Origin of the sequence: Mycoplasmopsis iners ATCC 19705 (genome assembly GCF_000701805.1) — a bacterium.
Lineage (GTDB): Bacteria > Bacillota_I > Bacilli_A > Mycoplasmatales > Metamycoplasmataceae > Mycoplasmopsis > Mycoplasmopsis iners.
In genome coordinates this window covers 11980-38832 of sequence record NZ_JNJW01000002.1, presented here as the reverse complement: position 1 = coordinate 38832, position 26853 = coordinate 11980, and the positions used below count along the sequence as shown (strand labels likewise).

General features: G+C 28.7%; 24 protein-coding genes and 1 tRNA gene. 20 read left to right on the top strand and 5 right to left on the bottom strand.

Going from position 1 to position 26853, the window contains the following annotated elements; all coding sequences use genetic code 4:
- The first annotated feature begins 28 nt into the window (after positions 1–28).
- Positions 29–1804, top strand: coding sequence for an MATE family efflux transporter (locus T395_RS0100865; RefSeq protein ID WP_029512626.1), 1776 nt, complete (start codon positions 29–31; stop codon positions 1802–1804).
- 38 nt (positions 1805–1842) lie between these two features.
- On the opposite strand, the gene fmt is transcribed toward T395_RS0100865, so the two are convergent.
- A complete protein-coding gene (gene fmt / locus T395_RS0100860) occupies positions 1843–2685 on the bottom strand; it encodes a methionyl-tRNA formyltransferase (protein ID WP_029512625.1) in 843 nt (280 codons plus the stop codon).
- Between the two features lie 178 nt (positions 2686–2863).
- Here fmt and mnmE point away from each other — a divergent pair, with 178 nt between their 5' ends.
- The 17 genes from mnmE to gap all read left to right on the top strand — a co-directional run bounded on the left by mnmE (position 2864) and on the right by gap (position 23165).
- Positions 2864–4210: a tRNA uridine-5-carboxymethylaminomethyl(34) synthesis GTPase MnmE gene (gene mnmE, locus T395_RS0100855; protein ID WP_029512624.1), complete on the top strand. Its 1347-nt coding sequence runs from the start codon at positions 2864–2866 to the stop codon at positions 4208–4210.
- Positions 4211–4214: 4 nt separating this feature from the next.
- Positions 4215–4985 (top strand): TatD family hydrolase, encoded by a 771-nt coding sequence (locus tag T395_RS0100850; protein WP_029512623.1) that lies wholly within the window; start codon positions 4215–4217, stop codon positions 4983–4985.
- Positions 4966–5769, top strand: coding sequence for a 16S rRNA (adenine(1518)-N(6)/adenine(1519)-N(6))-dimethyltransferase RsmA (gene rsmA / locus T395_RS0100845; protein ID WP_029512622.1), 804 nt, complete (start codon positions 4966–4968; stop codon positions 5767–5769). The genes T395_RS0100850 and rsmA overlap by 20 nt, the downstream gene beginning before the upstream one ends.
- Complete coding sequence (locus tag T395_RS0100840) at positions 5759–6181, top strand: hypothetical protein (protein WP_029512621.1); 423 nt, start codon at positions 5759–5761, stop codon at positions 6179–6181. The genes rsmA and T395_RS0100840 overlap by 11 nt, the downstream gene beginning before the upstream one ends.
- A gap of 16 nt (positions 6182–6197) precedes the next feature.
- Positions 6198–7199: an NAD(P)H-dependent glycerol-3-phosphate dehydrogenase gene (locus T395_RS0100835; RefSeq protein ID WP_029512620.1), complete on the top strand. Its 1002-nt coding sequence runs from the start codon at positions 6198–6200 to the stop codon at positions 7197–7199.
- A 99-nt stretch (positions 7200–7298) separates the two neighbouring features.
- The gene (locus T395_RS0100830) at positions 7299–8294 is read left to right on the top strand and encodes a hypothetical protein (RefSeq protein WP_029512619.1); all 996 of its coding nucleotides are present in this window, start codon (positions 7299–7301) and stop codon (positions 8292–8294) included.
- Between the two features lie 85 nt (positions 8295–8379).
- The gene (parE, locus tag T395_RS0100825) at positions 8380–10296 is read left to right on the top strand and encodes a DNA topoisomerase IV subunit B (protein WP_029512618.1); all 1917 of its coding nucleotides are present in this window, start codon (positions 8380–8382) and stop codon (positions 10294–10296) included.
- Positions 10297–10306: 10 nt separating this feature from the next.
- The gene (gene parC, locus T395_RS0100820; RefSeq protein WP_029512617.1) at positions 10307–12883 is read left to right on the top strand and encodes a DNA topoisomerase IV subunit A; all 2577 of its coding nucleotides are present in this window, start codon (positions 10307–10309) and stop codon (positions 12881–12883) included.
- A 141-nt stretch (positions 12884–13024) separates the two neighbouring features.
- Complete coding sequence (locus T395_RS0100815) at positions 13025–13951, top strand: Cof-type HAD-IIB family hydrolase (protein WP_029512616.1); 927 nt, start codon at positions 13025–13027, stop codon at positions 13949–13951.
- Positions 13951–14637 carry a ribonuclease HIII gene (locus tag T395_RS0100810; RefSeq protein ID WP_029512615.1) on the top strand — a complete coding sequence of 229 codons (687 nt, stop codon included), beginning with the start codon at positions 13951–13953 and terminating at the stop codon, positions 14635–14637. The genes T395_RS0100815 and T395_RS0100810 overlap by 1 nt, the downstream gene beginning before the upstream one ends.
- Before the next feature lie 135 nt (positions 14638–14772).
- Positions 14773–15993, top strand: coding sequence for a replication-associated recombination protein A (locus T395_RS0100805; protein WP_029512614.1), 1221 nt, complete (start codon positions 14773–14775; stop codon positions 15991–15993).
- Positions 15986–16945 carry a phenylalanine--tRNA ligase subunit alpha gene (gene pheS, locus T395_RS0100800; RefSeq protein ID WP_029512613.1) on the top strand — a complete coding sequence of 320 codons (960 nt, stop codon included), beginning with the start codon at positions 15986–15988 and terminating at the stop codon, positions 16943–16945. The genes T395_RS0100805 and pheS overlap by 8 nt, the downstream gene beginning before the upstream one ends.
- Positions 16935–17618: a uracil-DNA glycosylase gene (locus tag T395_RS0100795; protein WP_029512612.1), complete on the top strand. Its 684-nt coding sequence runs from the start codon at positions 16935–16937 to the stop codon at positions 17616–17618. The genes pheS and T395_RS0100795 overlap by 11 nt, the downstream gene beginning before the upstream one ends.
- A complete protein-coding gene (locus tag T395_RS0100790; protein ID WP_029512611.1) occupies positions 17612–19792 on the top strand; it encodes a phenylalanine--tRNA ligase subunit beta in 2181 nt (726 codons plus the stop codon). The genes T395_RS0100795 and T395_RS0100790 overlap by 7 nt, the downstream gene beginning before the upstream one ends.
- A gap of 10 nt (positions 19793–19802) precedes the next feature.
- The gene (gene glyA, locus T395_RS0100785) at positions 19803–21044 is read left to right on the top strand and encodes a serine hydroxymethyltransferase (RefSeq protein ID WP_029512610.1); all 1242 of its coding nucleotides are present in this window, start codon (positions 19803–19805) and stop codon (positions 21042–21044) included.
- A 5-nt stretch (positions 21045–21049) separates the two neighbouring features.
- Positions 21050–22006, top strand: coding sequence for a tRNA (adenosine(37)-N6)-threonylcarbamoyltransferase complex transferase subunit TsaD (tsaD, locus tag T395_RS0100780; protein ID WP_029512609.1), 957 nt, complete (start codon positions 21050–21052; stop codon positions 22004–22006).
- A 151-nt stretch (positions 22007–22157) separates the two neighbouring features.
- On the top strand, positions 22158–23165 hold the full coding sequence (gap, locus tag T395_RS0100775) for a type I glyceraldehyde-3-phosphate dehydrogenase (RefSeq protein WP_029512608.1): 1008 nt from the start codon (positions 22158–22160) through the stop codon (positions 23163–23165).
- Between the two features lie 254 nt (positions 23166–23419).
- Here gap and T395_RS03625 read toward each other — a convergent pair whose 3' ends face one another.
- The 4 genes from T395_RS03625 to T395_RS0100755 form a co-directional block, all read right to left on the bottom strand.
- Positions 23420–23560 carry a hypothetical protein gene (locus tag T395_RS03625; RefSeq protein WP_156933062.1) on the bottom strand — a complete coding sequence of 47 codons (141 nt, stop codon included), beginning with the start codon at positions 23558–23560 and terminating at the stop codon, positions 23420–23422.
- Positions 23547–23732 carry a hypothetical protein gene (locus T395_RS0100765; RefSeq protein ID WP_029512607.1) on the bottom strand — a complete coding sequence of 62 codons (186 nt, stop codon included), beginning with the start codon at positions 23730–23732 and terminating at the stop codon, positions 23547–23549. The genes T395_RS03625 and T395_RS0100765 overlap by 14 nt, the downstream gene beginning before the upstream one ends.
- 501 nt (positions 23733–24233) lie before the next feature.
- Positions 24234–24323, bottom strand: a tRNA-Ser gene (locus tag T395_RS0100760).
- 28 nt (positions 24324–24351) lie between these two features.
- Positions 24352–25428: a potassium channel family protein gene (locus T395_RS0100755; RefSeq protein ID WP_029512606.1), complete on the bottom strand. Its 1077-nt coding sequence runs from the start codon at positions 25426–25428 to the stop codon at positions 24352–24354.
- A gap of 89 nt (positions 25429–25517) precedes the next feature.
- On the opposite strand from T395_RS0100755, the gene T395_RS0100750 reads away from it, so the two are divergent.
- Both T395_RS0100750 and T395_RS0100745 read left to right on the top strand, forming a co-directional pair.
- Complete coding sequence (locus tag T395_RS0100750; protein ID WP_051617767.1) at positions 25518–26090, top strand: MHJ_0274 family protein; 573 nt, start codon at positions 25518–25520, stop codon at positions 26088–26090.
- On the top strand, positions 26090–26845 hold the full coding sequence (locus T395_RS0100745; RefSeq protein WP_051617766.1) for a CDP-alcohol phosphatidyltransferase family protein: 756 nt from the start codon (positions 26090–26092) through the stop codon (positions 26843–26845). Before T395_RS0100750 ends, T395_RS0100745 begins: the two co-directional genes overlap by 1 nt.
- Positions 26846–26853 lie beyond the last annotated feature (8 nt).

Sequence of the window (26853 nt, the reverse complement as noted above, 5' to 3'; positions counted from 1 at the left end):
GCTTTTAATTTATAGAAAGGAGAGAAAGATGAATTCAAAAACTAAGGATAGTTCAAGAGCAGAACAGCTTTTTGCCAAAACCCCTGTAAAAAAAGCAATTTGAATAGTTGCGATACCTTCATTAATGATTACTTTAATGATTGGTTTGTATTCTTTTGCTGATCAAGTTTTCATTCAGCAATTTGTTCCGAGAACAAGAATAGTTTTAAGCAACAATCAAATTGGAGAAATAATGCCATTCTTATCGTTTGGTAATACCGCTTCATTTGATGAATATTTTGCACTTTTACAAAAATACAATTCGATTGAAGGCATAACGAAGCTAACAACTATAACGTCTAATACAGTTGTTTCTACTACAAACGCGGCATTTCAGCCTTTAATAATTTTTTCAAACTCAATAGTATTTTTAATCCCTGTCGGAGCTTCTGTTTATTACACAAAATGTTTGTCTAAAAAGTTAGAATGAGCTGCTAAAAATCTTTGAGCAACAATGTTTTGATGTACTTTTACATTGTCATTAATTGCCACAATTTGTTCATTGATTTTTACTGCTGCAGGATTTCAAGCTTTATTAGCTGGTAAGACAGTTTTGGAAAATTCAAAAGCACTTTCAGGCGGAATGAATCAATTAGAATTAAATCATTTACAAGATTACTATAATGCGGCTTATCAATTGAGTATTCAATGAGCTAACCATTATGTTTACATATATGCTGCCGGAACAGTTTTACAAGGTTTAGTATCATTATTTTCATACTTCATAAGAGCTGAAGGATTTAACTTTTACGTCATGTTTATAGGTATTTTGGCTAATTTTATAAACATTGGTTTAGATGCTTTATTGATAATTGTATTTAAAATGGGAGTGCTAGGCGGAGTAGTTGCCACAATAATAGGTTGAGCATTTAATTTAACAGCATATGTAATATATGTTCAAATCAAACACCGTAAAAAACAGATATGAATGTCATTGGGCAAATTATTCAATTTCCAATTTAATAAATCATTGCTTGGACCAACTTTTTTACTTGGTTTAAGTGGCTTCATTAGATCATTTGGTGTCGCTTTTTCATTTGCTATGATAAACATTGTTTTAAGTAAGCCTGCGTTTGCTGACCCTGGACATTTCCAATTTTATTGAGCAAAATCAACACCAATAATTACTTTATTTATTATTTCTATTTTTGGTATTAGTGATGGAGCAAGAAGTTTACTTTCATATAACTATACCCAAAGAAACTTTGAAAGATGTAAGCAAGTTTATTTATGAGCTTTAATTGTTTCGCTTACTTATTCATTAGTTGTTTATATTTTTGTTGCTTTAACTGCAGGAAATTTATGAACCTTAGCACTTAATGTTTCAGACGAAATGAAAGCAGAAACTGCAAACTTTATCAGAGTTCTAACTATAAGATTAGTCATTATGTCATTAACTGTAACTTCATTATTAGTTTTCCAAGGCACAAACGACATTGAAAAATCTTTAATTGCTACAACATTAGAAAATTTCATTAGTTTTGCAATAATAATTCCTATTGGTTTAGGACTTGCTTATTGAGCATATCATTCAACCGACAACAAATATTTAGCTAATTGAATAGTGGTTGGATCATTTATCTTAAACTCAGTAATTGCTTCAACTATTTTATTAGTCTTTTCATACAATTATGTAACTAAAAAACTTGTAAAAATAGATCAAACTAAATTGTCTTGAAGCAGAAAAATAGAACACAAATTTTTTGACAACGTAGCAAAACTAGAACAAGAATATTATTTGAAACACCCTAAAGCAAGCCATTAATTAAAAAATGCAGATTATTTTTTCTGCATTTTTTAATTTTAAAAATCTATTATTACTCTCTTTTTGCTTTCTACATGATAATCCGTTGCATAAACAAAACCGTCTTTGAATTCAAGCTTTAAAGCCTGTTTTACAGGTGTTTTAGTAGCAAAATAGATTTTAATTCTTTTACCATTTTCAATAATGTAAGCACCAGGATTAAGAGCAAAAGCCTTAATTTTGTTGATTGCTTCTTTGTAACTTAATTCTTTTGTGAGTTGTGCATCTTCCTTATTTAATTTTGGTGAAAAAGTAACCAATTCTGGATTTTGCTTTTCTCTTATTAATAAGCCTTTATCCAATTTGTTGATTAAGTCAACAATATTTTTGGCAGTTAAATTACTTAATTTTTCAAAGAGTGTTGAGGAAATATCTTTTTCATCTATTTTATAGGTTAATTGAGCAAAAACATCACCCGCATCCATTTCTTTAACCATTTCCATTAAGCTAATTCCAGTGATTTTATCCCCATTTAGAAGTGAATATTGGATTGGCGCAGCACCTCTATATTTTGGCAATAAAGAACCATGAACGTTTAAATTTAATTTTTTAGCTATTTGTAAAACGCTTGTCGGTATGTACTGACCAAATGCTGCAGTAATCAAATAGTCATAATCTAATTCTTTTAATTCTTCTTTTATTTCGCTTATTTTTTCTGGTTGAAAACATTTAATATTATATTTTTCAGCCAAAACTTTGGTAGGAGTTGGTTCAATTTTATGACCTCTATTTGCAGGTCTATCAGGTTGTGAAATAATTGCCTTTACTTCAAAATTCTTTATTAATTCTTCAAATATAGGAACAGCAAATTCAGGAGTTCCAGCTAAAACTAATTTAATCATAGACTTATTATAAAGCAATAGAGCTTGATTAAAATACACTAATTTTTAATTAGCAAATATATTTTATGAGTTTGTTTTTGATTACTAATTTTCAATAAATGCTTAAAAACGTTAAAAAATGCCAAAAATAGCCTTAATTTATACATAAATATATATATTAATAATATAAAATACTATTATGATAAATGACACAATAGCAGCAATTAGCTCTGGCGGAAAAACAAATCAAGCGATTTCAATTATTAGAGTTAGTGGACCAGAGAGCACTTTGATTGTTCAAAAAATTTTTACTGGCAAAGTTGGTAAAAATCGAGAGATAACTTATGGAAATATTATTAATAATTTTAAAAATAACGAACTTGTTGATGAAGTTTTAATAGCATGATTTATTGGAAACAACACTTTCACAGGCGAGGATACTGTTGAAATTAATTGCCATGGTGGTATTGTAATTACTAATTACATTTTGGAATTGTTATTGGCTAATGGCGCTAGATTAGCCCAACCTGGAGAATTTAGTCGGAGAGCTTTTTTAAATGGCAAAATGGACTTAATTAAAGCAGAGGCTATTAATGATTTAATTCATGCTCAAACAATTAAGCAAACTCAGTTAGCAGTTAGAAAATTTGATGGCAGAACCTCTCAACTTATCAATGATTTAATAAAACAATTAATGTATTTGATTGGCGCAATAGAGGTTAATATTGATTACCCAGAATATGATGATGTTGAAGATGCATTAGGTGCAGAATTGCTTAATAAATTAGTCAAATTCAATGAAAAATTAGACGAAATCATTCAAAAGAGTGAGAGTTCAAGATTAATTTTTGAAGGTATTAAAGTTGCTATTTTAGGTAAACCTAATGTTGGAAAATCTTCAATTTTAAATTGCTTATTACAAGAAGATAAAGCAATTGTTACTGATGAAGCAGGAACAACAAGGGACATTATTGAAGCTTCATATCAGATTGATGGAATTTTATTCAAATTAATTGATACTGCCGGAATCAGAGAAACTGATCGAAAAATCGAGAAAATTGGTATTGAAAAGTCATTTGAACAAATTGATAAAGCAGATCTAATTATTCATGTTGAAGATCCAACCCAAGACAACAATAATTTTGATGCTTTAGTAGACCAAAAAGCCTATGAAAAAGGCAAAAAATTAATTAAAGTTATTAATAAAACTGATTTAATAAATCCAAAACAACATATCGATGATTATGTTTATGTTAGTGCTAAAAACGGTGATATTAACGAGTTAGAAGAGGCTTTAAGAGACAATTACAATTTAGCCTCTTTAAATAATGATGATTATGTAAATAATGCACGTCAATTATCATTAATCAAACAAGCTAAACTAAATATTGTTGAAGCAATTAACACTTTAGAAAGTGGTTTACACCCCGATCTTACTATAGTTGACATTAGAAGAGCATGGGCAAACTTAGTTGATATTTCGGGAAGAGCAGACAATGAAGATTTATTAGATGAAATGTTTAAGAACTTTTGTCTAGGAAAGTAGAAAAATGAGTATTAAATATGTTGATGCACACGTTCATCCGATTAAGCATTATTACAAAGATAATTTTCATGTAATTGAAAAAGCTAAAGCTAAAGGCGTTGCTGTGATGATGGTTACAGGATGTAGCCTTGAAGAAAATGAAGAAGTTAAAAAAATATGTAAACAATTTGATTTCACTTTTCCTGTAATTGGTATTCACCCAACAGAAATTTCAGGAGCACAAGACGGTGAATTACTTGAAAAACAAATTGATGAAAATGTCAAAGCAATTGGTGAGATTGGTTTAGATTATTATTGAGACATAGACAAGCAATTGCAAAAAGAATCATTTATTAGCCAAATTGAAATAGCAAAAAAACACAATTTACCTGTTGTTATTCATATGAGAGATGCTTATGAAGATCTTTATGAAATAATCAAAAACTATCCAACTGTTAAATTTATGATTCATACCTTTAGTGGTGATTTACATTGAGCTAAAAAATTTTATGAATTAGGTTGTTATTTTAGTTTTAGTGGAATAGTAACATATAAAAATGCTACCAAAACAATAGAAGTTTTAGAATGAATGCCTGTTGAAAGAATTTTAACAGAAACAGACGCCCCATATCTAACACCAGCAACCAAAAGAGGGCAAAAGAATTTCTCAAATTATGTAATTCATACAGCTATTTATATTGCCGGTTTAAAGAAAATGCCTTTAGAAAAATTTGCTGATCAAGTTTTAAAGAATGCAAAGGAATTGTTTAATCTAAATGTTTCTAGAAAAAAATAAAATGCATGATGCTAAAAAGAAATATGGTCAAAATTTTTTAAATAATCAGGGCATAATAAACAAAATTGTTGATGTTATTGAACCAAAAGGTAAAAAAATATTGGAAATTGGTCCCGGACTAGGAGCTATAACTCAATTAATTGCCAACCAAGCCGAAAAATTTATAGCTTTTGAAATAGATCCAGACATGAAAAATTATTTAATTGAAAATAAGATCCTCCAAGAAAGCCAAATTCAATTACAAGATTTTTTAGATGCCAATTTAACCAGTTATTCAAATTATGATGTTGTTGGCAATATTCCTTATTACATAACTAGTGACATAATTTTAAAACTCTTAGATCACAGATATTTGTTCAATTCGGCTATTTTAATGGTTCAAGCGGAAGTTGCTGATAGATTAATCGCCCAACCCAATCAAGCTGACTATTCAAAATTATCAATAACAACACAATATGTTGCTAATGTTGAAAAAGTATTTAAAGTTAAGAAAACTCAATTTACTCCGCAACCTAAAGTTGATTCGGCTATTGTCAAATTAACCTTTAAAAAAGAACAAAACGACAATTTCGAACAATTAAAAGAATTCTTCAAATTATGCTTTTTAGCAAGAAGAAAAAAATTAAAGTTTTCACTTAAACAAAAATATAGTAATGAGCAAATTGAGAAAGCTTATCAAAAAATGAACTTTGGCGAATTAGTGCGAATACAAGAATTGTCATTAAAGCAAATTGTTGATTTGTATAATTGTTTAAATACAATGAAGGAGAATAATGTACATTAAACATATTTATGAAGCAAACTTTTATGAACTTTATGAACTTTATGAAAAAAGACATGAGAAAAAAAGCGTTTATAAAAGAAAAAACATTTTTAAGATATTTTCAATAATTATGCTTTATGGTGTAGCAATATCATATGCAATTTCAACACCGATTTATTGTGTTTTACAAGGGATAAAGTGAGATAACTCCTTTTTGTTTTCTACATTAACAACTGGTATCTTAGGTGTTATGTGTTTGATTTTAGCAACTTTATTAACAGCAAATCATGTTTTGACTGTTTTAGCTTTAAAACAGGCGGAAAGGGCAAATGATAAAAAACAAGGTTTGCCAAAATATAAACTAGCAAATAAATTAATATTGAATTTTTCAGCATTAAAACCATTAGAGAAAAAAGACAAGAAAATCAAATAAGGTGAGGTAAATTAAAATGAGTAAAATAACATTTATTGGAACAGGCGCATTTGCCAGTGCTTTAGCTTCAACGTTGAGCAACAATGGTCATAAAGTGACAATGTGAGGCATTAACGAACAAGAAATAGATGACATTAACAAAGGTTTTAATTCAAAATATTTTGGCGAGCGAAGGTTTAATAAACCAAGAAACGTAAGAGCTACATTAAACTTAGAAGATGCATTATATGATTCGAGATATATTATTTTGGCTGTGCCATCGGCAGCTTTTTCAATGGTAATTCCACAAATTAAAGCAGTTTTAAAAGATAGAAAAATGAATGTAATTAATGTTGCCAAAGGTATTGATGCAAAAAGCAAAAAATTCTATTCTGATGTTTTAAAAGAAGAATTCGGCAACAATTTAAAAAATGTTTGTACATTAGTTGGTCCATCATTCGCAATTGAAGTATTTGATAATCAATTAACCATGGTTAATATAGTTGGCGAAAAAGAAACATACTTGGAAAAAGTAGCAGGATTGTTCAAAAACAACTATTTTATAGCCACTCCATGTAGAGATGTATATGGTGCACAATTATTTGCGGCATTAAAAAATACCTTTGCAATTGGATTAGGAATTGCCAAAAATATTTTTCCATACAAAAATCCAGAAGCAGCCTTATTAACATTAGCAATTAGAGAAATTAATGAAATCAAAAATAAATATTATCCAATCAATAAAAAAGTTCAATCAGCAACAATTGATTTTTCAGGCATTGGCGACACATTTTTAACATGTACATCAACCAAAAGTAGAAACTTTTCATTCGGTATGAAAATTTACGAATTAGGCATTGATAAAGCCTTAAATGAAAACACAACCACAATTGAAGGTTATCGCAGTGCAACAATTTTTTACGAATACTTGAAAGATGATAATGAAATTCAAATTCCATTCTTAAAAAATATTTTCAAAGTTCTTTTTGAGAATAAATGCCCACTTGAATTATTAGACTTCTTAGAAACTGCTTTTTAGCACCTATATTTATATATAAATAAATAATTTAAATAAAATTAAATAAAAGTATAATATATAAAAAATATAAACAATTTTTAAACATCGAAAGGATGAGATATGCTTCTAAAATATCAACAATTCTTGGACGAAAAATATACAAAGTTTCAAAAAGCAGTTCCAAGAATTAATATTAAAAGAGATTGAGTATTAGCATTATTTATAGTTTTTGCTTTATTTGCCTTTGTCTGTGCATTGGGCGCATTACTTTTATTAGGCTTAGCAACATTCTATTACCCTAGAACTCAAAAAATGTATGACTTAAGGTGAATATTCTTTGCCATTGCAATGTGTTTTGCTTTATTGTCAATTTTAAATGGTGTTTTAGCCCTTTATAGATTAAAATGAGCTAAAAGTTTCCGTTTAATTGACAGCAATGATGACTTTTTAAAAGTTTTATACCAATTAAATGACATGAATTATGTAGGCAGAGGTGCTTACCGTGGCAAATTTAGTAAAGAATATCAAGAAAACCCAAAAGCATATTTACAAGAAAGTAAAAAATGAAGATCACTTGATTGAGTTACAGATTCATTAGCTTTATCACACATTGCTAAAGATCAAAAGATGAAATTTGTTTTGGGTCGTGTTTTTGCTAATAAAGATTTAAACAAGAATGACAACTGAAAAATTCAAAATATCAGAATGGGTTATTCAGCAGATGACATGAATTCTTATTTATTCATGGAAGGAAAAATTACTTCAAAACAATTTACACAAAGCTACTTATTTGGACCAAAATTCCCAATGAATTCAACTTTTGCTAAAGATCCAGAAGTTAAATATGATTTAGGTCAAAGATACCAAATCTTTTCTAACCAAAAGAGCTTAAATAAGGAAGGATACAACCAAATTGCTGAATTTGTAGATTATTTAGATTTATGAAACAGAGGATTTGGTTTCTACATTGATGCTGAAACACAAAAAGTTTATTCATGAATCAAAATGGATAGAGAATTATTCCAATGAAAATCAATTAAACACCCTGAAAATACCCTATTAAGAGATATTTACTTAATAGGAACTCTTCAAAATTTACCTTTATTACTTGATTAATATTAAAGTCGTTTCATACGGCTTTTTTATTTTGCCAATTTAAATTTATATTAAATAAATTAAATAATGTCATAATATAAATATTATGAATAATAAATATGATGCATCAAGTATTCAACAATTAAAAGGATTAGAGGCAGTTAGAAAACGTCCAGGTATGTACATAGGAAGTACCGACATTAACGGATTACACCACTTAGTTTGAGAAATAGTGGACAACTCAATAGACGAAGCTTTAGCTGGATTTGCTACCGAAATTAAAGTCACTTTAACCAAAGAGGGTTCTGTTAAAGTTGAAGACAATGGCCGTGGGATACCTGTCGGCAAAACTCCTTCTGGTAAATCAGCAGTCGAATTAGTCTTCACTGAATTACATGCCGGAGGTAAGTTTAACGAAGGAGCTTATAAAACTTCTGGTGGATTGCATGGAGTTGGATCATCCGTCGTTAATGCTTTAAGTACTAAATTAATAGCAACAGTTTATAGAGACAAAAAGGTTTATGAAACCATTTTTGAAAATGGTGACAATATTGTTCAAAAAACCAAGGAAATAGGCAAAACCAATAAACAAGGTACAGTCGTTGAATTTTGACCTAATTATGAAATATTTAAAAAAGCAAAATTCAATTTTGAAACAATAGCCGAAAGACTTAGAGAAAGTTGTTTTTTAATTAGCGGGTTAAAAATTATTTTTGAAGACCAAATTAAAAACAAAACTGTCGAATTTTGCTATGAAAATGGCTTAAATGCTTTTGTGGAGTTTATTAACGATTCAAAGGAACCAATAGGGAACATTTATTCTTTTAAAGATACCAAGAGAGAAATTGAAGTTGAATTCGGCTTTCAATATACTGAGAGTTACAATGAAACAATGTTGTCTTTTGTTAATAATGTTAAAACTAAAGATGGTGGAACTCATGAAGTGGGTTTAAAGACAGCTTTTACTAAAACATTCAACGAGTTCGCTTTAGAAGAAAAAGCAATTAAAGGCAAAAATACTTTTGATGGCGAAGACATTCGTGAAGGTTTGACAATTATTTTAAGTGTTAAAATACCAGAAAAATACTTAGAATTTGTCAGCCAAACAAAGGAAAAATTAGGAACTCCTGAAGCAAAAGGTGTTGTTGAAGATGTTGTTTCAAAATATTTAAAGACTTGAATAATTGAAAACAAACCATTAGCTAAAAAAATCTTAGGCAAAATTAAAAGAGCTGCCGAGTCAAGAGCAGCAGCTAGAAAAGCACGTCAAGAAGCCAGAAGCACAAAAAACGCTTTAAAAGAAAAACAAATTTTAAGTGGCAAATTAACTCCAGCACAATCTAAAAAACCTGAAGAAAAAGAACTGTTCTTAGTTGAAGGTGATTCAGCGGGAGGTAGTGCTAAGTCTGGAAGAGACAGAAGATATCAAGCCATCTTGCCTTTGAGAGGTAAGGTTATTAATACAGAAAAAGCTAGATTATTTGAAATATTAAAAAATGAAGAAATAGCTACAATTATTAACACAATTGGTGCTGGCATCGGAAACGATTTTGACATTAAAAAAGCTCAATATGGAAAAATTATAATCATGACAGATGCCGATACAGATGGTGCTCATATTCAAATTTTATTATTAACCTTTTTCTTTAGACATATGCGTGAATTAATTGAAAATGGTAAGGTTTATATAGCATTACCTCCATTATTCAAAATTAGTAGTTCAAAGGCAAAAAATGACATTTTGTATGCCTGAGATGAACAAGAATTAAAAGACATTTTAAAAGAGCCAAAATATAAAAATTCAGAGATCCAAAGATACAAAGGTTTAGGGGAAATGAATGCTGATCAGTTGTGAGAAACAACCATGAATCCTGAAAGTAGAACCCTAATTCAAGTGAAAATTGAAGACGCTGCTTTAGCAGAAAGAAGAGTTTCAACTTTAATGGGAGATAATGTAGAACCAAGAAAAGAATGAATTAACGCAAATGTGGAATTTACTTTAGAAGACGATTTCGAAATTTAATTGGAGAATTATGGATAAAAATAAGCAAAAAAAATTAGATAACATTTTAAGCAAAATTATTCAAGAAAATATTGATTCCATAATGAGTGACAGATTTAGTCGTTATTCTAAATACATTATTCAACAACGTGCTTTGCCTGACATTAGGGATGGTTTAAAACCTGTTCAAAGAAGAATTCTTTATTCAATGAATGATTTAGGTTTGCAAAATAATAAACCTTTTAAAAAATCAGCTAGAGTTGTTGGTGACGTAATTGGTAAATATCACCCACATGGCGATTCATCAATCTATGAAGCAATGATTAGAATGTCTCAAGATTGAAAAATGGGTCATACTTTATTAGAAATGCATGGAAATGTAGGTTCAATTGATGATGACCCCGCTGCTGCTATGCGTTATACTGAAGTTAGATTGGCTAAAATTAGTGAACTATTATTAGAAGATTTAAAGAAAAACACTGTTAAGTTTGCTCCTAACTTTGATGATTCGGAAAAAGAACCAGTTGTTTTACCGGCTATAATTCCTAACTTATTATTAAATGGAGCTAAAGGTATAGCATCTGGTTTTGCCACTGAAATGCCTCCGCACAATTTAATTGAAGTAATTGATGCAACAATTGCCAAAATTAAAGATCCATTTATTTCGCTAAATAAACTTTTAAAATATATTAAAGGACCTGACTTTCCTACTGGTGGGCAAATTTACGGGAAAGACGGTATTATAGAGGCTTTCGAAACAGGTAAAGGTAAATTAACACTAGTTTCTAAATATAAAATCTTTGAAGACAATAAAAACAAATATATTGAAATTTATGAAATTCCTTATGGCGTTATTAAATCAAAGCTTGTTAAAGATATCGATTTAATAATTATGAACGAAAGCATTAATGGTTTACTTGACATTAAGGATCAATCAGACCGTAATGGAATTAGTATTCTAATTACTTTAGATAAGAATGCTAATGAAGAAACAATTTTGAATTATCTTTTACAAAAAACAGAAATGCAAATTTATTACAATTACAACAATGTTGCAATTAAAGATAATTCTCCGCAATTACTTTCATTAAATGATTTACTAGATGGTTATTTAACCCATGTAAAAGATGTAAAAACCAAAACTTTAGAATTTGATTTAATCAAATATAAAGCACGTTTAGAAATAGTATTAGGTTTTATTAAAGTTTCAGAAATAACTGATGATGTAATTAAAGTTATTAGAGAAAGTGAAGATTCTAAACAAGGTGTAATTAACAATTTAGTTAAGGTTTTTGGTTTCACCTTAAACCAAGCTACTGCAATTGCTGAATTAAGATTATACAAATTAAGTAAAACTGATAAAGCCGCCTTTTTAGCTGAAAAAGAAGAATTAGAAGCTCAAATTAAAAGATGCGAAACTTTATTAAATGACGAGGATGCTTTTAATCAATGATTAATTGAGATTCTTAAACAAATTCAAAAAGAATATGGTATTCCAAGAAGAACATTAATTCATGAAGAAGCAATCAAAATAGCCTATAACGAAAGCGATTTGGTCAAAAGCGAAGATGTTTTCTTAGCAATTACTAAACATGGTTATTTAAAAAGAACTTCTTTAAAAGTTAAAGATACAAACGCTTTAATTACCTTTGCTTTAAAGGATGACGACAGAATAATTTACTTCCAAAATTCTAATACCAACGAAACATTACTTTTATTTACTAATTTTGGTAATTATGCTTTAATTCCAATTTATAAAATTGTTGAAAGCAAATGAAAAGAATATGGAATGCATTTAAGCGATTTTGTGGAATTATTACCAGGCGAAGAATTAGTTGGTGTAATAAAAGTTAATGATTTTAATGAAAAATTATATGTTGGTTTATTTACCAAACTTGGTCAAGGTAAAAGAGTTGCATTAAAAGACTTTGAAATAAGCAGAAACAATAAAACTTTTACAGCAATTAAATTGGCTCAAAATGATGTATTAATTGGTGCGAAATTAAGTGATGGTTTAAAAGATGTTTTATTAATTACCAAACGTGGGTTAGCGTCATTGTACAGTGAAAACGATGTGCAGGTTTATGGTACAAAAAGTAATGGTACTAAATCTTGTTATATGCCACCAATTGATGAAATAACAGCCTTTGCTTTTGTAAATAATGAAGATGTGGTTACATTAATTTCTGGTGGTAAGTATATTAAAAATATAAAAGTTAGCGAAATTGAAAAATCACCTAAGAAAAACTTAGGTAAAAGACTTTTCGAACAATTAAAATATAAAGAAACAATTGTTGATGAGTGTGAAGTTACCTATGCTAACAGCGAATTATTTGTAATAAATGATCAAGACGAATTAACCACAGAAAAAATTTCAAAATATTCATTAACTGACAGAGAAGAAGGTTTTAAGAAAATTAAAGTACCTAATTTAAAATTTGCCAATATAAAAATTGATGAAAACATCTATAATAAAGGCAATTTTGAAAAAATAACTTATGAAAAAGTTAATGAAAAAGAAGAAAAAATATTTAATAAAGCATTTAAAGATGTCGAAGATGTTTTAAATCTTGATGTTGATTCTATTTTGAAAAAATTAAAGATTTAAGTGTTTGTGAAAAAGCCTAATTTATAGGCTTTTTTTATCATTTTGATTGCTTTAATATAAAATATATATGTGATTTAAAATTAATTATTAAAAAATATTACTATTAAAGAATCAAATTTAGATAATTAAATTAGGAGAAAAATGGATTTAAATAAAGAAAAATTTTTATTTGCCATTGATTTAGACGGAACATTATTAGCTAAATCATCAACAGGCGAAATTCATGAAAAGACTTTTAACGCTATTTTAAGAGCAAAAGAAGAAGGGCATGTTGTATGTTTATTGACAGGCCGTCCATGAAGAAGTACAAAACCAATTTATGAAAAATTAGGTTTAGATACAGTTGTTGCTAACTACAATGGTGCTCAAATTCACAATCCAAAAGACGAAAACTTTATTCCTTACATTAAATATTTAGACTTAAATGAAATGTTATATGTTTTAGGAGATTCTAAAGTTAAACAAGAGATTTCAAACATAGCTATTGAAGGACCAGGATGAGTGCAAATCCAAAAAAGAGATAAAGACCTTGAAAGTGTTTTTGGTTTTAGAGAAAGCCAAAAATTTGTTGTTGGTTTAAATTTCAATAAATTACCACTTAAACCAACTGGAATTATTTTTGATGTTAAAGAAACAACAGATGTTGAAGAATTGCGTTCATATTTAAAGAGAAAATACGGAGACTTAGGTGAATTTTCATATTGATCAAAAGGAAAAGGTTTAACACCTGTGTTTGATATTACTAATGTTTCTGTTAATAAAGGACGTGCATTAAGTCTTTTATCGCGTTTCTACGGAATTGATTTAGATAGAACAGTTGCATTCGGAGACGGTTTCAATGATGTACCTATGTTTAAGGTAGCAAAAATTTCAGTTGCTGTTGGTAATGCTTCTAACGATGTTAAGAAATATGCCACAGTAAGAATGAAAACACAAAATGATCAAGGCGCTGTTGGTGAATTCATTAACAAGTTATTAGATAATCCAGAAAAAGTAATTCAAAAAAGCAATGCGTCATATGACAAAATTATGAAAACACGTAAGTCATATGAAGAAGATGATGAATAATGATTTTTATTGAATACAATAGTGAAATTGATTTAAAGGACAAAAAAATAATTGGAATTGATGAAACAGGTGTTGGTGATTTTTTTGGTTTTGTAGTTTCATGTGCTGCGATTGTACCTAAAAAAAATTTAGACAAAATAATTGAATTAGGTATTAAAGACAGTAAACAATTATCTGATTCAAGAATTTTACTTTTGTGTGAACAGATAAAGAACTTAGTTTATTATTCAATAAATTATTTGTCGCCATTAGAATACAACCGTTTGAATGAAAAACTAAATGCCAATGAGATAAAAATGTTTTCACATTTAAAAGCCTTAGAAAAACTTCAGAGTTTGGCTTCAAATATTGATTATGTTTTTATTGACCAATATTCAACACTAAAATCAATTGAAAAATACTATAAAAAAATGGTTTTAGACACAAACGAATGAGAATTGCCAAAAATTAAATTTGATACACTATTAAGCCATAAAGCAGAAAACATTGATATTAATGTAGCTGTTGCTTCGGTTTTGGCAAGAGGAATGTTTTTAAATCTCATGAAAAAACAAAGCAAAAAATTTGGTGTTGATCTGCCATTGGGAGCTGGTCCAAATGTCAAAGAGTTTGCTCAAAATCTTTTTAAAAATAAAGACGAAGATTTTAAAAAGACAATATCTAAAACACATTTTAAAATGTTCTAAATAGCAAAAACGGCAATAAATAGATTGTCGTTTTTTATTTGTGCGTTTTGCTTAATGAACGACTAAAAAACAATGATTTGAGTTTTTCCCAAAAAATGATTTTTTTTATTTAAAAAGTCTTAAAATTAAATAACTATGAATAATTTAGCCAATGAATTAAGGCCTCAAACATTAGAAGATGTTATAGGACAAAAAAATACAATAAATTTACTTAAAAAAATAGTTGAACATAAATTATCGACTAGCTTCATCTTTTTCGGAGAAAGCGGAACGGGTAAAACATCAACTGCTGTTGCTTTAGCAAACGATATGCAAAAATCTTATGGCATGTTTAATGCTTCAATCGGCAGTAAAAATGAATTAATTGATTTGCTTAAAAGTAAAGAGATTATTATAATTGATGAAATTCATAGGCTAAATAAAGATAAACAAGATATTTTGCTTTCTTATTTGGAATATGACAAGGTAATTGTTTATGCTACTACAACAGAAAACCCTTATTTTAGAGTTAATCCGGCAGTGCGAAGCAGAATGCAAATTTTACAATTCACAAAACTAGATGAAAAAGATGTTGCAGAAAGTTTAAGAAAAGTTATTGATAAGCATTTTCCAGATTTAATAATTCAAGATGATGTTTTACTTTCATTGATCAAACATTCTAATGGAGATTATCGGAATTCGCTAAATAATCTTCAAATGGTTGCTTTATTAAATAGAAATAAGGAAGTAAAAAACGAAGATCTAAAAAAACTAATTCCAAACATTAATTTTTATAGTGATATGAATTCAAGCGCGCATTACAACAATTTGTCTGCTTTTCATAAATCATTAAGAGGAAGCGATGTTGATGCCGCTTTGTATTATGGAACTTTAATTTTAAAATCGGGAGATTATCAAGGGTTATTTAGGCGATTAACTTGTGTTGCTTATGAAGACATTGGTTTAGCAGACCCTAATGTCTCATTAAGAGTTGAAGCAGCTTTTAATGCTGTTGAAAAATTAGGTTTTCCCGAAGCAAATTTACCCATATATTTTGCGATAATTACAACATCTCTAGCACCAAAAAGCAATAGTGTTTATATGGCTTTGAACAAAGTCCAAAACTTTATTGACCAAGGTAATGTTTATGAAATACCTAAACACTTAAGAGACTCACATTATTCTTCGGCAAGTAAATTAGGAGACGGATTAGGCTATTTATATCCACATGATTTTCCTAATTCTATTGTAAAACAGTCATATTTGCCAACTAAAATTAAAGACCAAACATTTTTAGAATTTCATGACAATGATTCACCAAAGATTAAAGAGTATTATGAATTAATTAAAAAAATTAATAGGAGCAAAAATGAATAATATAAATTGAGAAAAGATTGAAACATTAGAAGACTTAAAACAAGTTAAAAATAAAATATTCTCTGAAGATGGAGAATTATACGCATTACAACAACAAATTAGACAAGCTTCGCCTGAAGAAAAAAGAGAAATTGGTAAAAAAATTGCTGAATTAAGAGCAGTATATGACAAAAAAATTCAAGAAGCTGAACAAAAAATCGAAGAAATTAGAATTAATAAAATTATTGCCAACGAATATTATGATGTGGCTAAACCAATTCCTACAATTGGTGGCTTACATCCAATAACACTTATTGAGCAAAAATTAAGAGATTGATTTAATCAAAATGGCTATTTTGAATCAACCGCTGGTGAAATTACAAATGATTTATATAACTTTGAAAGATTAAACATTCCTAAAGAACACCCAGCAAGGGACATGCAAGATTCATTATATTTTAATAGCAATTTGTTATTAAGAACTCACAATACAGGAATTACAGCGCTTACTCTTGAAAAAAATGCTAATAAACCATTAAACACTTATTCAATTGGTAAGGTTTATAGAAATGATGAAGATGATGCAACTCACTCTCATCAATTTACTCAATTAGACTTTGTTAGTGTTGGAAAAGTTAGTTTCCCTAATTTAATTTGAACTTTAAAATCATTGTTAAGTTATATTTTCGAAACCGACTTAGAACTTAGACTAAGACCAAGTTATTTCCCATTTACAGAACCTAGCGTTGAAGTTGATATTTATTACAAAAATAGATGAATTGAAGTTTTAGGGGCGGGAATGTTACACCCAAATGTTTTAAAAATGGCAGGCTATGATATTAAAAAATACAATGGTTTTGCTGCCGGTTTAGGTTTAGAACGTTTAGCAATGATCAAATATGAAATAAAAGATATTAGAGAATTCTACAAAAACGATTTAAGAACATTAAGACAATTTAACAATGAAGAGTAGTTATCAAAAATTTCATAACATTGAATTGAAAAAAGATTATTTTAAACAGTTAATGGCTTTCTTAGAACAAGAATTAAAGACCAAGCAAATTTTTCCAGAAAAGAAAAATTGATATCGAGCCTTAGATTTTTGTGAAATTAAGGACTTAAAAGTAATCATTTTAGGACAAGATCCTTATTATTCAAAAAATTATGCGGATGGTTTAGCATTTAGTTCTAACAAAAATTGTCCAAGAAGTCTCGAAAATATTATTGATTTGGTTAAAAGAGATTACCCTGGATCAGTAATTGAAACTTTTAAATTAGACTCTTGAGCCCAGCAAGGTATTTTATTATTAAATACAGTTTTAACTGTTGAAGAAAATAAACCAAAAAGCCATAAAAACAAGGGTTGAGAATTATATGTTGCGAATTTAATTCAATATATTTTTGAAAATAATTCTGATGTAATTTTAGTTTTATGAGGCAATGAAGCATTAAATTTTATTAAGAAATTTTCGCCTAATTTACCTATAAACAAGCTTAAAACTATATTTACTTCTCATCCTTCGCCGCTTAGTTATAAAAAAGGTGCTAATCCTTTTTATAGTTCAAACTGTTTTAAAAAAATAAATTCAATGTTAAGCGAAGAAAAACAAATCGATTTTAGTCTTAGAAAGGATAGATTATGTTAATTTCATTAAAACAATTAAATAAATTTTTACCTAATATTAAACTTGATACAACCGTGGAAAAAGCAATTAATAATTTAGGCTATGAAGTAGAAAGCATTAAACCATTTACAAAAGCCAAAGGTATTAAATTTGCTAAAGTTCTTGATGTTTATAAAAACCCTAATTCTCAAACTCTAAATGTAGTTAAATTATTAACTAACACTGGTGAAATAACAATTCAAACAGTTGCACAAAATGCCAAAAAAGGCTATTTCACAGTTGCTTTCGTAGAAGGTGCACAATTAGGAGACATTACATTTGCTGCTAAAAAAATGGGTGGAATTGTTTCTCAAGGAATGCTTTCAGGTTTTCCTGAATTAGGTTTTGATATTACTAAATTACCATATTCAGAAGATGATTTAGTAATGATAAAAGGTGGGAAATTTAATTTAGACACAGATCCAATTGAATATTTTGAATTAGATGATTATATTATTGATATAACAACACCATCAAATAGAGCAGACATTAATTCATACTATGTTTTAGCACTGGAATTAGCTGCTTATTACAATACTGAATTCAAATGATTCAATTGAAATAGAAAACTTGATGCTGATTTTAGATCAAAAATTAAAGTTAACAAAAATGAAGCTAATGCTTTAGCATTCTTAGAAGTTAAGGTAAAAAATAATGAAACTAAGTTAGAAGATCAATTATTTTTAGCAAAACACAATATTGAAGCCAAAGGCATTTGAGCAATTGATATAACAAATGTGAATTTATTATTAACCGGAGCGCCAACACACGCTTATGATTCAAACAAGATCGGTCATAATATTACTTGCGAATATTATTCAGGCAAAGTGGAAATTTTAGGTAAAAAAGAAGTTGTATTAAACAATGCATTAGTTATTAAAGATGAGAATTCTCCTATATCTTTAGCTTCAGTAATGGGATTAGAAGCCACATCAGTAAATAAAAAAAGTAATGAAATTGCCTTTGAAATAGGTTCATTCGATAACAAAGCAGTTAGATTAACAGCTAAACAAATTAAATTAGATTCAAATTCTTCAATTCAAGGATCAAGAGGCATTAATAAAGAAATGGTAAGAATGGGAATGAAATACTTGGTTTATAAAGCACATGATGATAAACAAAGAATTAGCCAGTTTATTAATTTACCTAAAGCAAGTAAGCAAGTTAATATCATTCAAAACCGTCACAAATTAGCAACATATGCTAATATGGATGTAAAAGAATTAAATCAATTTAGTAGCGTTGAAACTCAATTAAGACAAATCGGCTTTTCAATTGATAAAAATAGAATTGTTGCTCCAGCTTACAGAAGCGACATTGCTAATTATGAAGATATTATTGAAGAATACTTTAGATTTTATGGTTACGATAACTTTAAACCAGTTGCCCCTATTTTGACCAATCCAACTGTTTTAAAGACAAAAAACATTAAAAACAATCTTAAAGCAATGGGTTATCAAGAAATTAGAACATTTAGTTTAATTAGCAAAGAAAAAAATATTTTCAATCCATTCGATTTTGAAGAAAATATTGAACTTGATACTTTTGTTTCATTAGAACGTGAAGTGGTAAGAAATTCATTAATAGCTTCATTGTTAGAAGTAGCTGAATACAACATAAAACGTAAAATGAACAAATTTAGCTTTTTTGAATCAGGAATGATTAATTTAAATCAATATGTATATGGTTTAATGTCGAATGCTAAATCATTTGATGAAATGAAAGCTAACATTGCTAATATTTTAAATACTGACAATTTAAGTTTCGTTCCTTTTAAAGACAATAAATTTATTCACCCAAATGTTTCAGCTAAAATTTACCAAAATAACAATTTCATAGGCTGAATAGGTAAAATTAATCCTGCTTATGACAAAACAGGTGTAATAATTGCTGAATTCAAAGCTCTTGAAAAAGAAGCATCAAAAACTCTATTTAAAGAATATATTAATGAACCATTAAAAAATATTGATTTAACTTTCGCTTTAGATCCACACGTAAGTATAAAAGACAAAATTGATGAAATAAAACAGGTTGCAAATGTCTTTTCAATTGAATGACTTGATGAATTTGAAAAAGAAAACAAAAACAACGTTACATTAAGAATTACTGCTGAAGCTGAAGAAATTAACAATCTTAATAATAAATACAATAAATAGGAGATTGATTATGAAGATGCATGACAAAATTATTCAAAAAGCAATCAATCAAGAAAATAAGAGACAAAAAGATCATATTGAATTAATAGCTAGCGAAAACTATGTAAGTCAAGATGTTTTAAAAGCAGTGGGATCAATTTTAACAAACAAATATGCTGAGGGTTATCCAACTAAAAGATACTACGGTGGTTGTGAATATGTTGATGTAGTTGAAGAAACTGCTAAAGAAAGACTAAAAGAATTATTTGGTGTTAAATATGTCAACGTTCAACCATATTCTGGCTCAACTGCAAATGCTGCTGCTTTAGCAACTATTTGTAATCCAGGCGACAAAATAATGGGTCTTTCATTAACTTCTGGCGGTCATTTAACTCATGGTTATAAGATTACATTTAGTGGAACATATTTTCACTCAGTTGCCTATGAAACAGATGAAAATGGTTATTTAGATTATGATGCAATTATGGAAATAGCAATGAGAGAAAAGCCAAAATTAATCATTACTGGTTATTCTGCTTATTCAAGATTAATAGACTTCAAAAAATTTAGAGAAATAGCAGATGCTTGTGGTGCAAAATTAATGGCTGATATTGCTCATATAGCTGGTTTAATTGTTGGTGGCGTTCATCCATCTCCTGTAAATTATGCTGATATCATAACTTCAACGACTCACAAAACACTTAGAGGTGCTAGAGGCGCTATCATTATGACTAATGATGAAGAAATTGCCAAAAAAATGAATCGTTGAGTATTCCCTGGTTTTCAAGGTGGTCCATTAGTTCACCAAATAGCCGGAAAAGCAGTTGCATTTGGCGAGGCATTAAAACCTTCATTTAAAGAATATGCCTATAAAATAGTTACAAATGCCAAAAGATTTTCTAATGCATTTATCAAAAAAGGAGCAGTTTTAGTTTCAGGCGGAACTGATAACCACCTTTTCACTATTGATGTTCATAAATCTTATAATTTAACAGGTAAAGAAGCAGCTAATTTATTGGCAAATTTCAATATTACCGTTAACAAAAATACAATTCCGAATGATCCATTAAGCCCTATGATTACTTCAGGTATTCGTTTAGGAACTCCAGCTATGACCTCAAGAAACTTTGAACCTTGAGAAGACTTAGCAAACATAATGCATGAAATCTTATCAAAAGGTTTTGCAATTCTCGAAGATACTAAGAGAGTAAGTAAAATAATGAAATTAATCAAAAAATGAACTAAAAAATTCCCTATTAAGAAAGCTTATTAAACTTAATGAGAATTTTAGGTATTGAAACCAGCCATGATGACACTTCAATTGCGGTTTTGGAAGATGGCAAGGTTTTAGAATTAATTTCTATTAGCCAAATAGATATTTTTAAAGAATTTGGCGGAACAATCCCGGAATTGTCTTCAAGAGAACATGTTAAAAATATTAGTCTAATTCAAAAAATGTTGATGAATAAAATCGACTTATCAACAATTGATTATATTGCTTATACACAAAAACCTGGATTAATAGGAACATTACAAATAGGTTATTTATTTGCTAGTGCGCTTTCACTTGCGCTTGATAAACCATTAATTCCTATTGATCATTTGGAAGGACATTTTTATTCAGCAGCAATTGATAATGAAATAAAATATCCTGCACTTTGTTTATTAGTTTCAGGCGGGCACACACAATTAATGTTGGCACAAAGTGCCTATGAAATAAGTGTTTTGGGACAAACACTAGACGATGCAGTTGGCGAAGCTTTTGACAAAGTTAGCACAAAATTAGGTCTTGGCTTTCCAGGCGGTCCAATAATAGATAAGATTTATCAACAATATCAAGATGATTTTTATAAATTAACAACACCTAAAACAGAAAATGAATTAGATTTTTCATTCAGCGGACTAAAATCACAAGTTATTAATTTGTATGCTAATTCAATTAGCAGAAATAATAAATTGGATGAAACAAAATTGGCAGTTTCATTCCAAAAAATTGCTGTTGAATATTTAATTTCTAAAGTTAAGATTGCCATGGAACAATTTTCGTTTAATTCTTTAGTACTAGCCGGAGGTGTTAGTGCTAACTCATTTTTAAGGTCAGAATTTCTTAAATTAAGCCCTAAAGCAATAATTCCAAATTTAAAGTATTCAACAGACAACGGCGCAATGATTGCCATGTGTGCATATAAACAGATTTTAGAAAGAAAAACAAGTGAAAAGGCACAAAAAAAATAAATTTTGTGCTTTTTTACATTATTTTTTCGCAATTTTATTTTTACATATTTATTTTTTAAATTGATTTTTTTAATAAAATTTATAAGAAAGCTTTTTCTAGCTATGCTAGAAATCACTTATTAATTATTCAATTATTAAAATAAGGAGAAAAATGAAAAAAATAGCTATTAATGGTTTTGGTAGAATTGGACGTTTAATTTTTCGTCAATTAATCGAAACAAATAACAAAGAAGTTGAAGTAGTTGCACTTAATGATTTATCTGACCCAAGTATGTTGGCTCATTTATTAAAATACGATACAGCATTTAGACCATTCCAAGGTGATGTAGAAGTTAAAGAAAATGCTATTGTTGTAAATGGTAAAGAAATTAAAATTTTAAGTGAAAAAGATCCTGAAAACTTACCATGAAAAGAATTAAACATTGATTTAGTAATCGAATGTACAGGTTTCTTCACCAAAAAAGAACTTGCAAACAAACACATTATTGCTGGAGCTAAAAAAGTTTTAATTTCAGCTCCTGCCGGTTCTGATGTTAAAACTATTGTTTACAATGTAAACCACAAAACATTAAATGTTGATGATGTAATTGTTTCAGCAGCATCATGTACAACTAACTGTTTAGCACCAGTTGTTAAAGTTTTAGTTGACAACTACGGTGTAAAAAATGGTTACACGACAACAGTTCACGCTTACACAGCTGACCAAATGCTTCAAGATGGCCCACACCGTAAAGGTGACAAAAGAAGAGCAAGAGCAGCAGCTCAAAACATTGTTCCTTCAACAACTGGAGCAGCTAAAGCAATTGGTTTAGTTATTCCTGAAGCTAAAGGTGTTCTTGATGGTTCAGCATTACGTGTTCCAACAATTACAGGTTCATTTGTTGATTTAACAGTTCAATTAGAAAAACAACCAACAGTTGAAGAATTAAATGCTACATTTGCTTCAGCAGCTAATGAAACATTAAAATATGAAACAGATGAAATTGTTTCATCAGACATCATTGGTTCACACTATGGTTCAATTTTTGATGCTACTTTAACTAAAATTCAAGAAGCAAATGGCGAAAAACTTTACAAATTATTCGCATGATATGACAACGAATCATCATATGTTTCACAATTAATTAGAACTTTAACATACATGGTTAAAATGAAATAATTTGAAAAATGCAGAAGTATTATCTGCATTTTTTATTTTTCTAATTCGCCTGTGAAAAAGGCTCAATGGTTAATTTTTGCATTCCCTATTTAGTAGCATAAAATTAAAAGATAAAATGTTATTAATATTACTTAAATAAAATGTAAATACTCCTGTAAATAAGTACTTTATCATTGAAAATGATATCCAACTTGGAAACATGGGAAACTTCCAGATGAAATTTAAAAATTGGGTTAACCCCAATTTTTTATATTTTAATCTGTGTTTGAATTTGCCATTGAAGCTTTAAGGTTTTTTACTTGTTTTATTAATTCTTTGAAGCTTGCAATAATCGCGTCAAGTTCTTCATCGTTAGCATTTTTAATCTTTTCTTTAGCAGCACTAAATACTGCCACATAAGGAGCTGCTGCATCTCCCCCCTATCTCTTTTAAAAGACTTTCAAATTCTTCAATTAAACTTTTAGCCTCTTTTTGTTTAGAATTTTCACAAGAAGCAACAAATGCCACAGGAATTAATGTCATACCTGAAATTGATGTCATTTTCAAAAAAGTTTTAATTTTTTTCATAATTTTCCCAATAATTAATTAATATATTAATAATTATATTTATAAAGTTAATAAGTAGAGTTTAAAATTATAAAAATGAGCTTCCAACTTGGAAAATTGGGATATTAAACGAACAAAATTGTTTCGTCAGGCATTATTGATCCACGCTATGTTTCAATTTTTGATGCCACTTAAACTAAAATTCAATAAACAAATAGCGAAAAACTTTACAAATTATTCACATGATATGACAACTAATCATCATATGTTTCACAATTAATTAGAACTTTAACACACATGGTTAAAATGAAATAATTTAAAAAATTCAGAAGTGTTATCTGCATTCTTTATTTTTCTAATTCGCCTGTGAAAAAGCTCAATCGTTAATTTTTACATTTCCCACTTAGTAGCATAAAATTAAAATCTTAAATGCAAACTTTTATTATAAGGAACAAAAAAACTTGGCGCATTTTAGATATCTCTAAAATACACCAAGTGTTATTTAAGCATATTATTTGCATATGGCGGGCGATAAGGGATTTGAACCCTTGAACGTCTTGCAACGTTAACGATTTTCGAGACCGTCCTTTTCAGCCACTCAAGCAATCGCCCAGCAATCATTTAAATTTTAACACATTAATTATTGATTGCTTTGGTTTGAATTTTTAGTGTTGTTAATATCGTTATTAGTTTGTTGTTTAATGATTAAATCAACTCTATTTTGAATTTCTTTTTCTATTAATTCTGCAATTTCTTTAGTTTGTTCACTTGAAAGCGCCACCTGTGCTGGCTGTTTTTTTCTGCTATTTAGAACATCTAAGACTGAAGCAGCAATAATACCACCAGGCATAGTAATTAAGGCGATTCCAATAATTGAAATTATAGGAATAACCATTTTAGTGGTTGGACTATGAGGCACAAAATCACCATAACCAATAGTTGTTAAAGTAATTGAAGTAAAGTAAACTGAATCTCAATATGTATGAACTAAATTACTATTTTGAGCATAATAATCTTCTAAAGTTATTAAATTATCTGGATGACTAGCGTTGTGTTGAGCAACCATTGCTTGAGCATAAGCTGTTTCACTATATCAAATAGTTAATGAGAAAACCAAAAGAATTAAGACAATAGCAATTGAAGCATAATAAAGAATGTATTTTTGTGTGCCTAATGATTTAGAAATGCTTTTGATTGTTGCAAACATATTTAGAAGCAAGAAAATTCTTAGAATTCTTACGACTTTGAAGTTTCTTAAATAATCGAAAAAACCAATAGTTTCATTCGAACCTGTTCAAACATTGATAACTGAAAAAGAAGGCAATAATGATAAAAATGAAATTCAAAACGGTGAAGTTATGAAAAATCTTAATTGGCTTGTTCATAACTTTTTATATTTAGGATCTCTTGTTGGAAAAGTTATTGCTCTAAGAACAATATCGACCAAAAGCACTATAAAAGTGATGATTTCGATAGTTACTGCTATTGATGAAGTTGCTATTGATGTGCTATTTTTCAATAAAAGAAATGTTGAAAAAGACAAGAGAATTATTGTGGCAATAAAAGCAGCATAAATATTTCTTAAAATATAAATAAATCATTTACGTTTTGGATTTTTAATTGGAATTTCAGCATCGGAAGTAACTATAATGCCAATTTCTTTAAATAAGTTTCAGGTTTCTTGTTTAATTTTTTCTTCAGTCTTAAGTTTATTCATAAGTCTTTCTCCATAATCAAAACATATTATAATTACATATTAATATATAATATAATAACTTAAAAATTTTAAAAATTTCTGGAGGGAATATGACCACATATTTTAACACCGCAACAACTGGCTCAACACAAACTCAATCATCAGGAGTTGCTGGTTATGGAACATGAATAATTTTAGGTGTTGTTGTTGCTTTAATTGTTATTTTTGTAATTTATTCAGCTGTCAAAGACAGAGTTAAGAAAAATAGAATTAAAAAGAACAAACTTATTTTTGAAAATAAAGCACAATACCACAAGAAAATTTTCGTTGCAAAACTTCATTATTTAATTAAAGAAAATGCAGAGAAGTTAAATGATTTTGAACCTTCAATTGGTAAATATACAATGGGTGAAATTACCAAAACAGCACATTTATACTTAGAATCAATTCAAAACGATAAAGATTTTAAAGAATATATTGTTGGCGCAGATTCATTAAACGAACTTTTGGATTGCTTTATTAATTTAAGGGACACAAGAAGCAATTTATGAGATAAAAAGCTAGTTGATACAATCAACAAAATTAGCACAATGTTTGCCGAATACGAAGATGTTGAAAACGATGAAGAAATTATTTCGGCAAAAAATGAAGCAGCTGAATTTTATGCGAAGGAGTTAAAATAATGAACAAAACTGTAAAAATTCCGCAGTATTTACCTAATTTATTAACTCTAATTCGTTTAGTATTGACAATTCCTTTATTCTGCCTTTTAATAGCAACATTTTTCAATGTTTATGGTATTAAAATAGATTTAAACAATTTAAATGGCATGGATTATAGAGATGTAGATAATGGATATGCAATTAACCAAACAGGAATAATTACAATGATTTCATTATTTATTGTTTTTTATAGTTTGGCTATGATCACCGACTTTGTGGATGGTTACTTAGCAAGAAAATACAATTTAGTGTCAAATTTCGGTAAATTATGAGACCCAATTGCCGATAAAGTAACTACAACAATTGGTTTACTTTTTGGTGCTGCTATTTTTACATCATTCCCTTTAACAGATCATGGTTATCCAAATAATTATAGTTTTCAATTAATACCTCTTTGATTAGTAGCTGGCTTTTTAATTAGAGACTTTATTGTTAGCGGTTTTAGAGCTTTAATGTCTAAACACAACATTGATGTTAGTGCAAAATTGCTAGGAAAAATTAAAACAATTTTAATGTCTGCTGGAACAATTTTAACTTTAATTATTGGCGTTTCGCTTTACAACAGCCCTGAAACAATGGCAAAAATGTTATTAACAGACTTGATGCCACTTTGAATAATTTTGATTAACTTACCATTGATTGTTGCGTTAGGCTTTAGCATTGCTAGCGGAGTTCAATACTTCATGGCAGTTAAACAATTCATTAAATTTAAATAAAAATATAG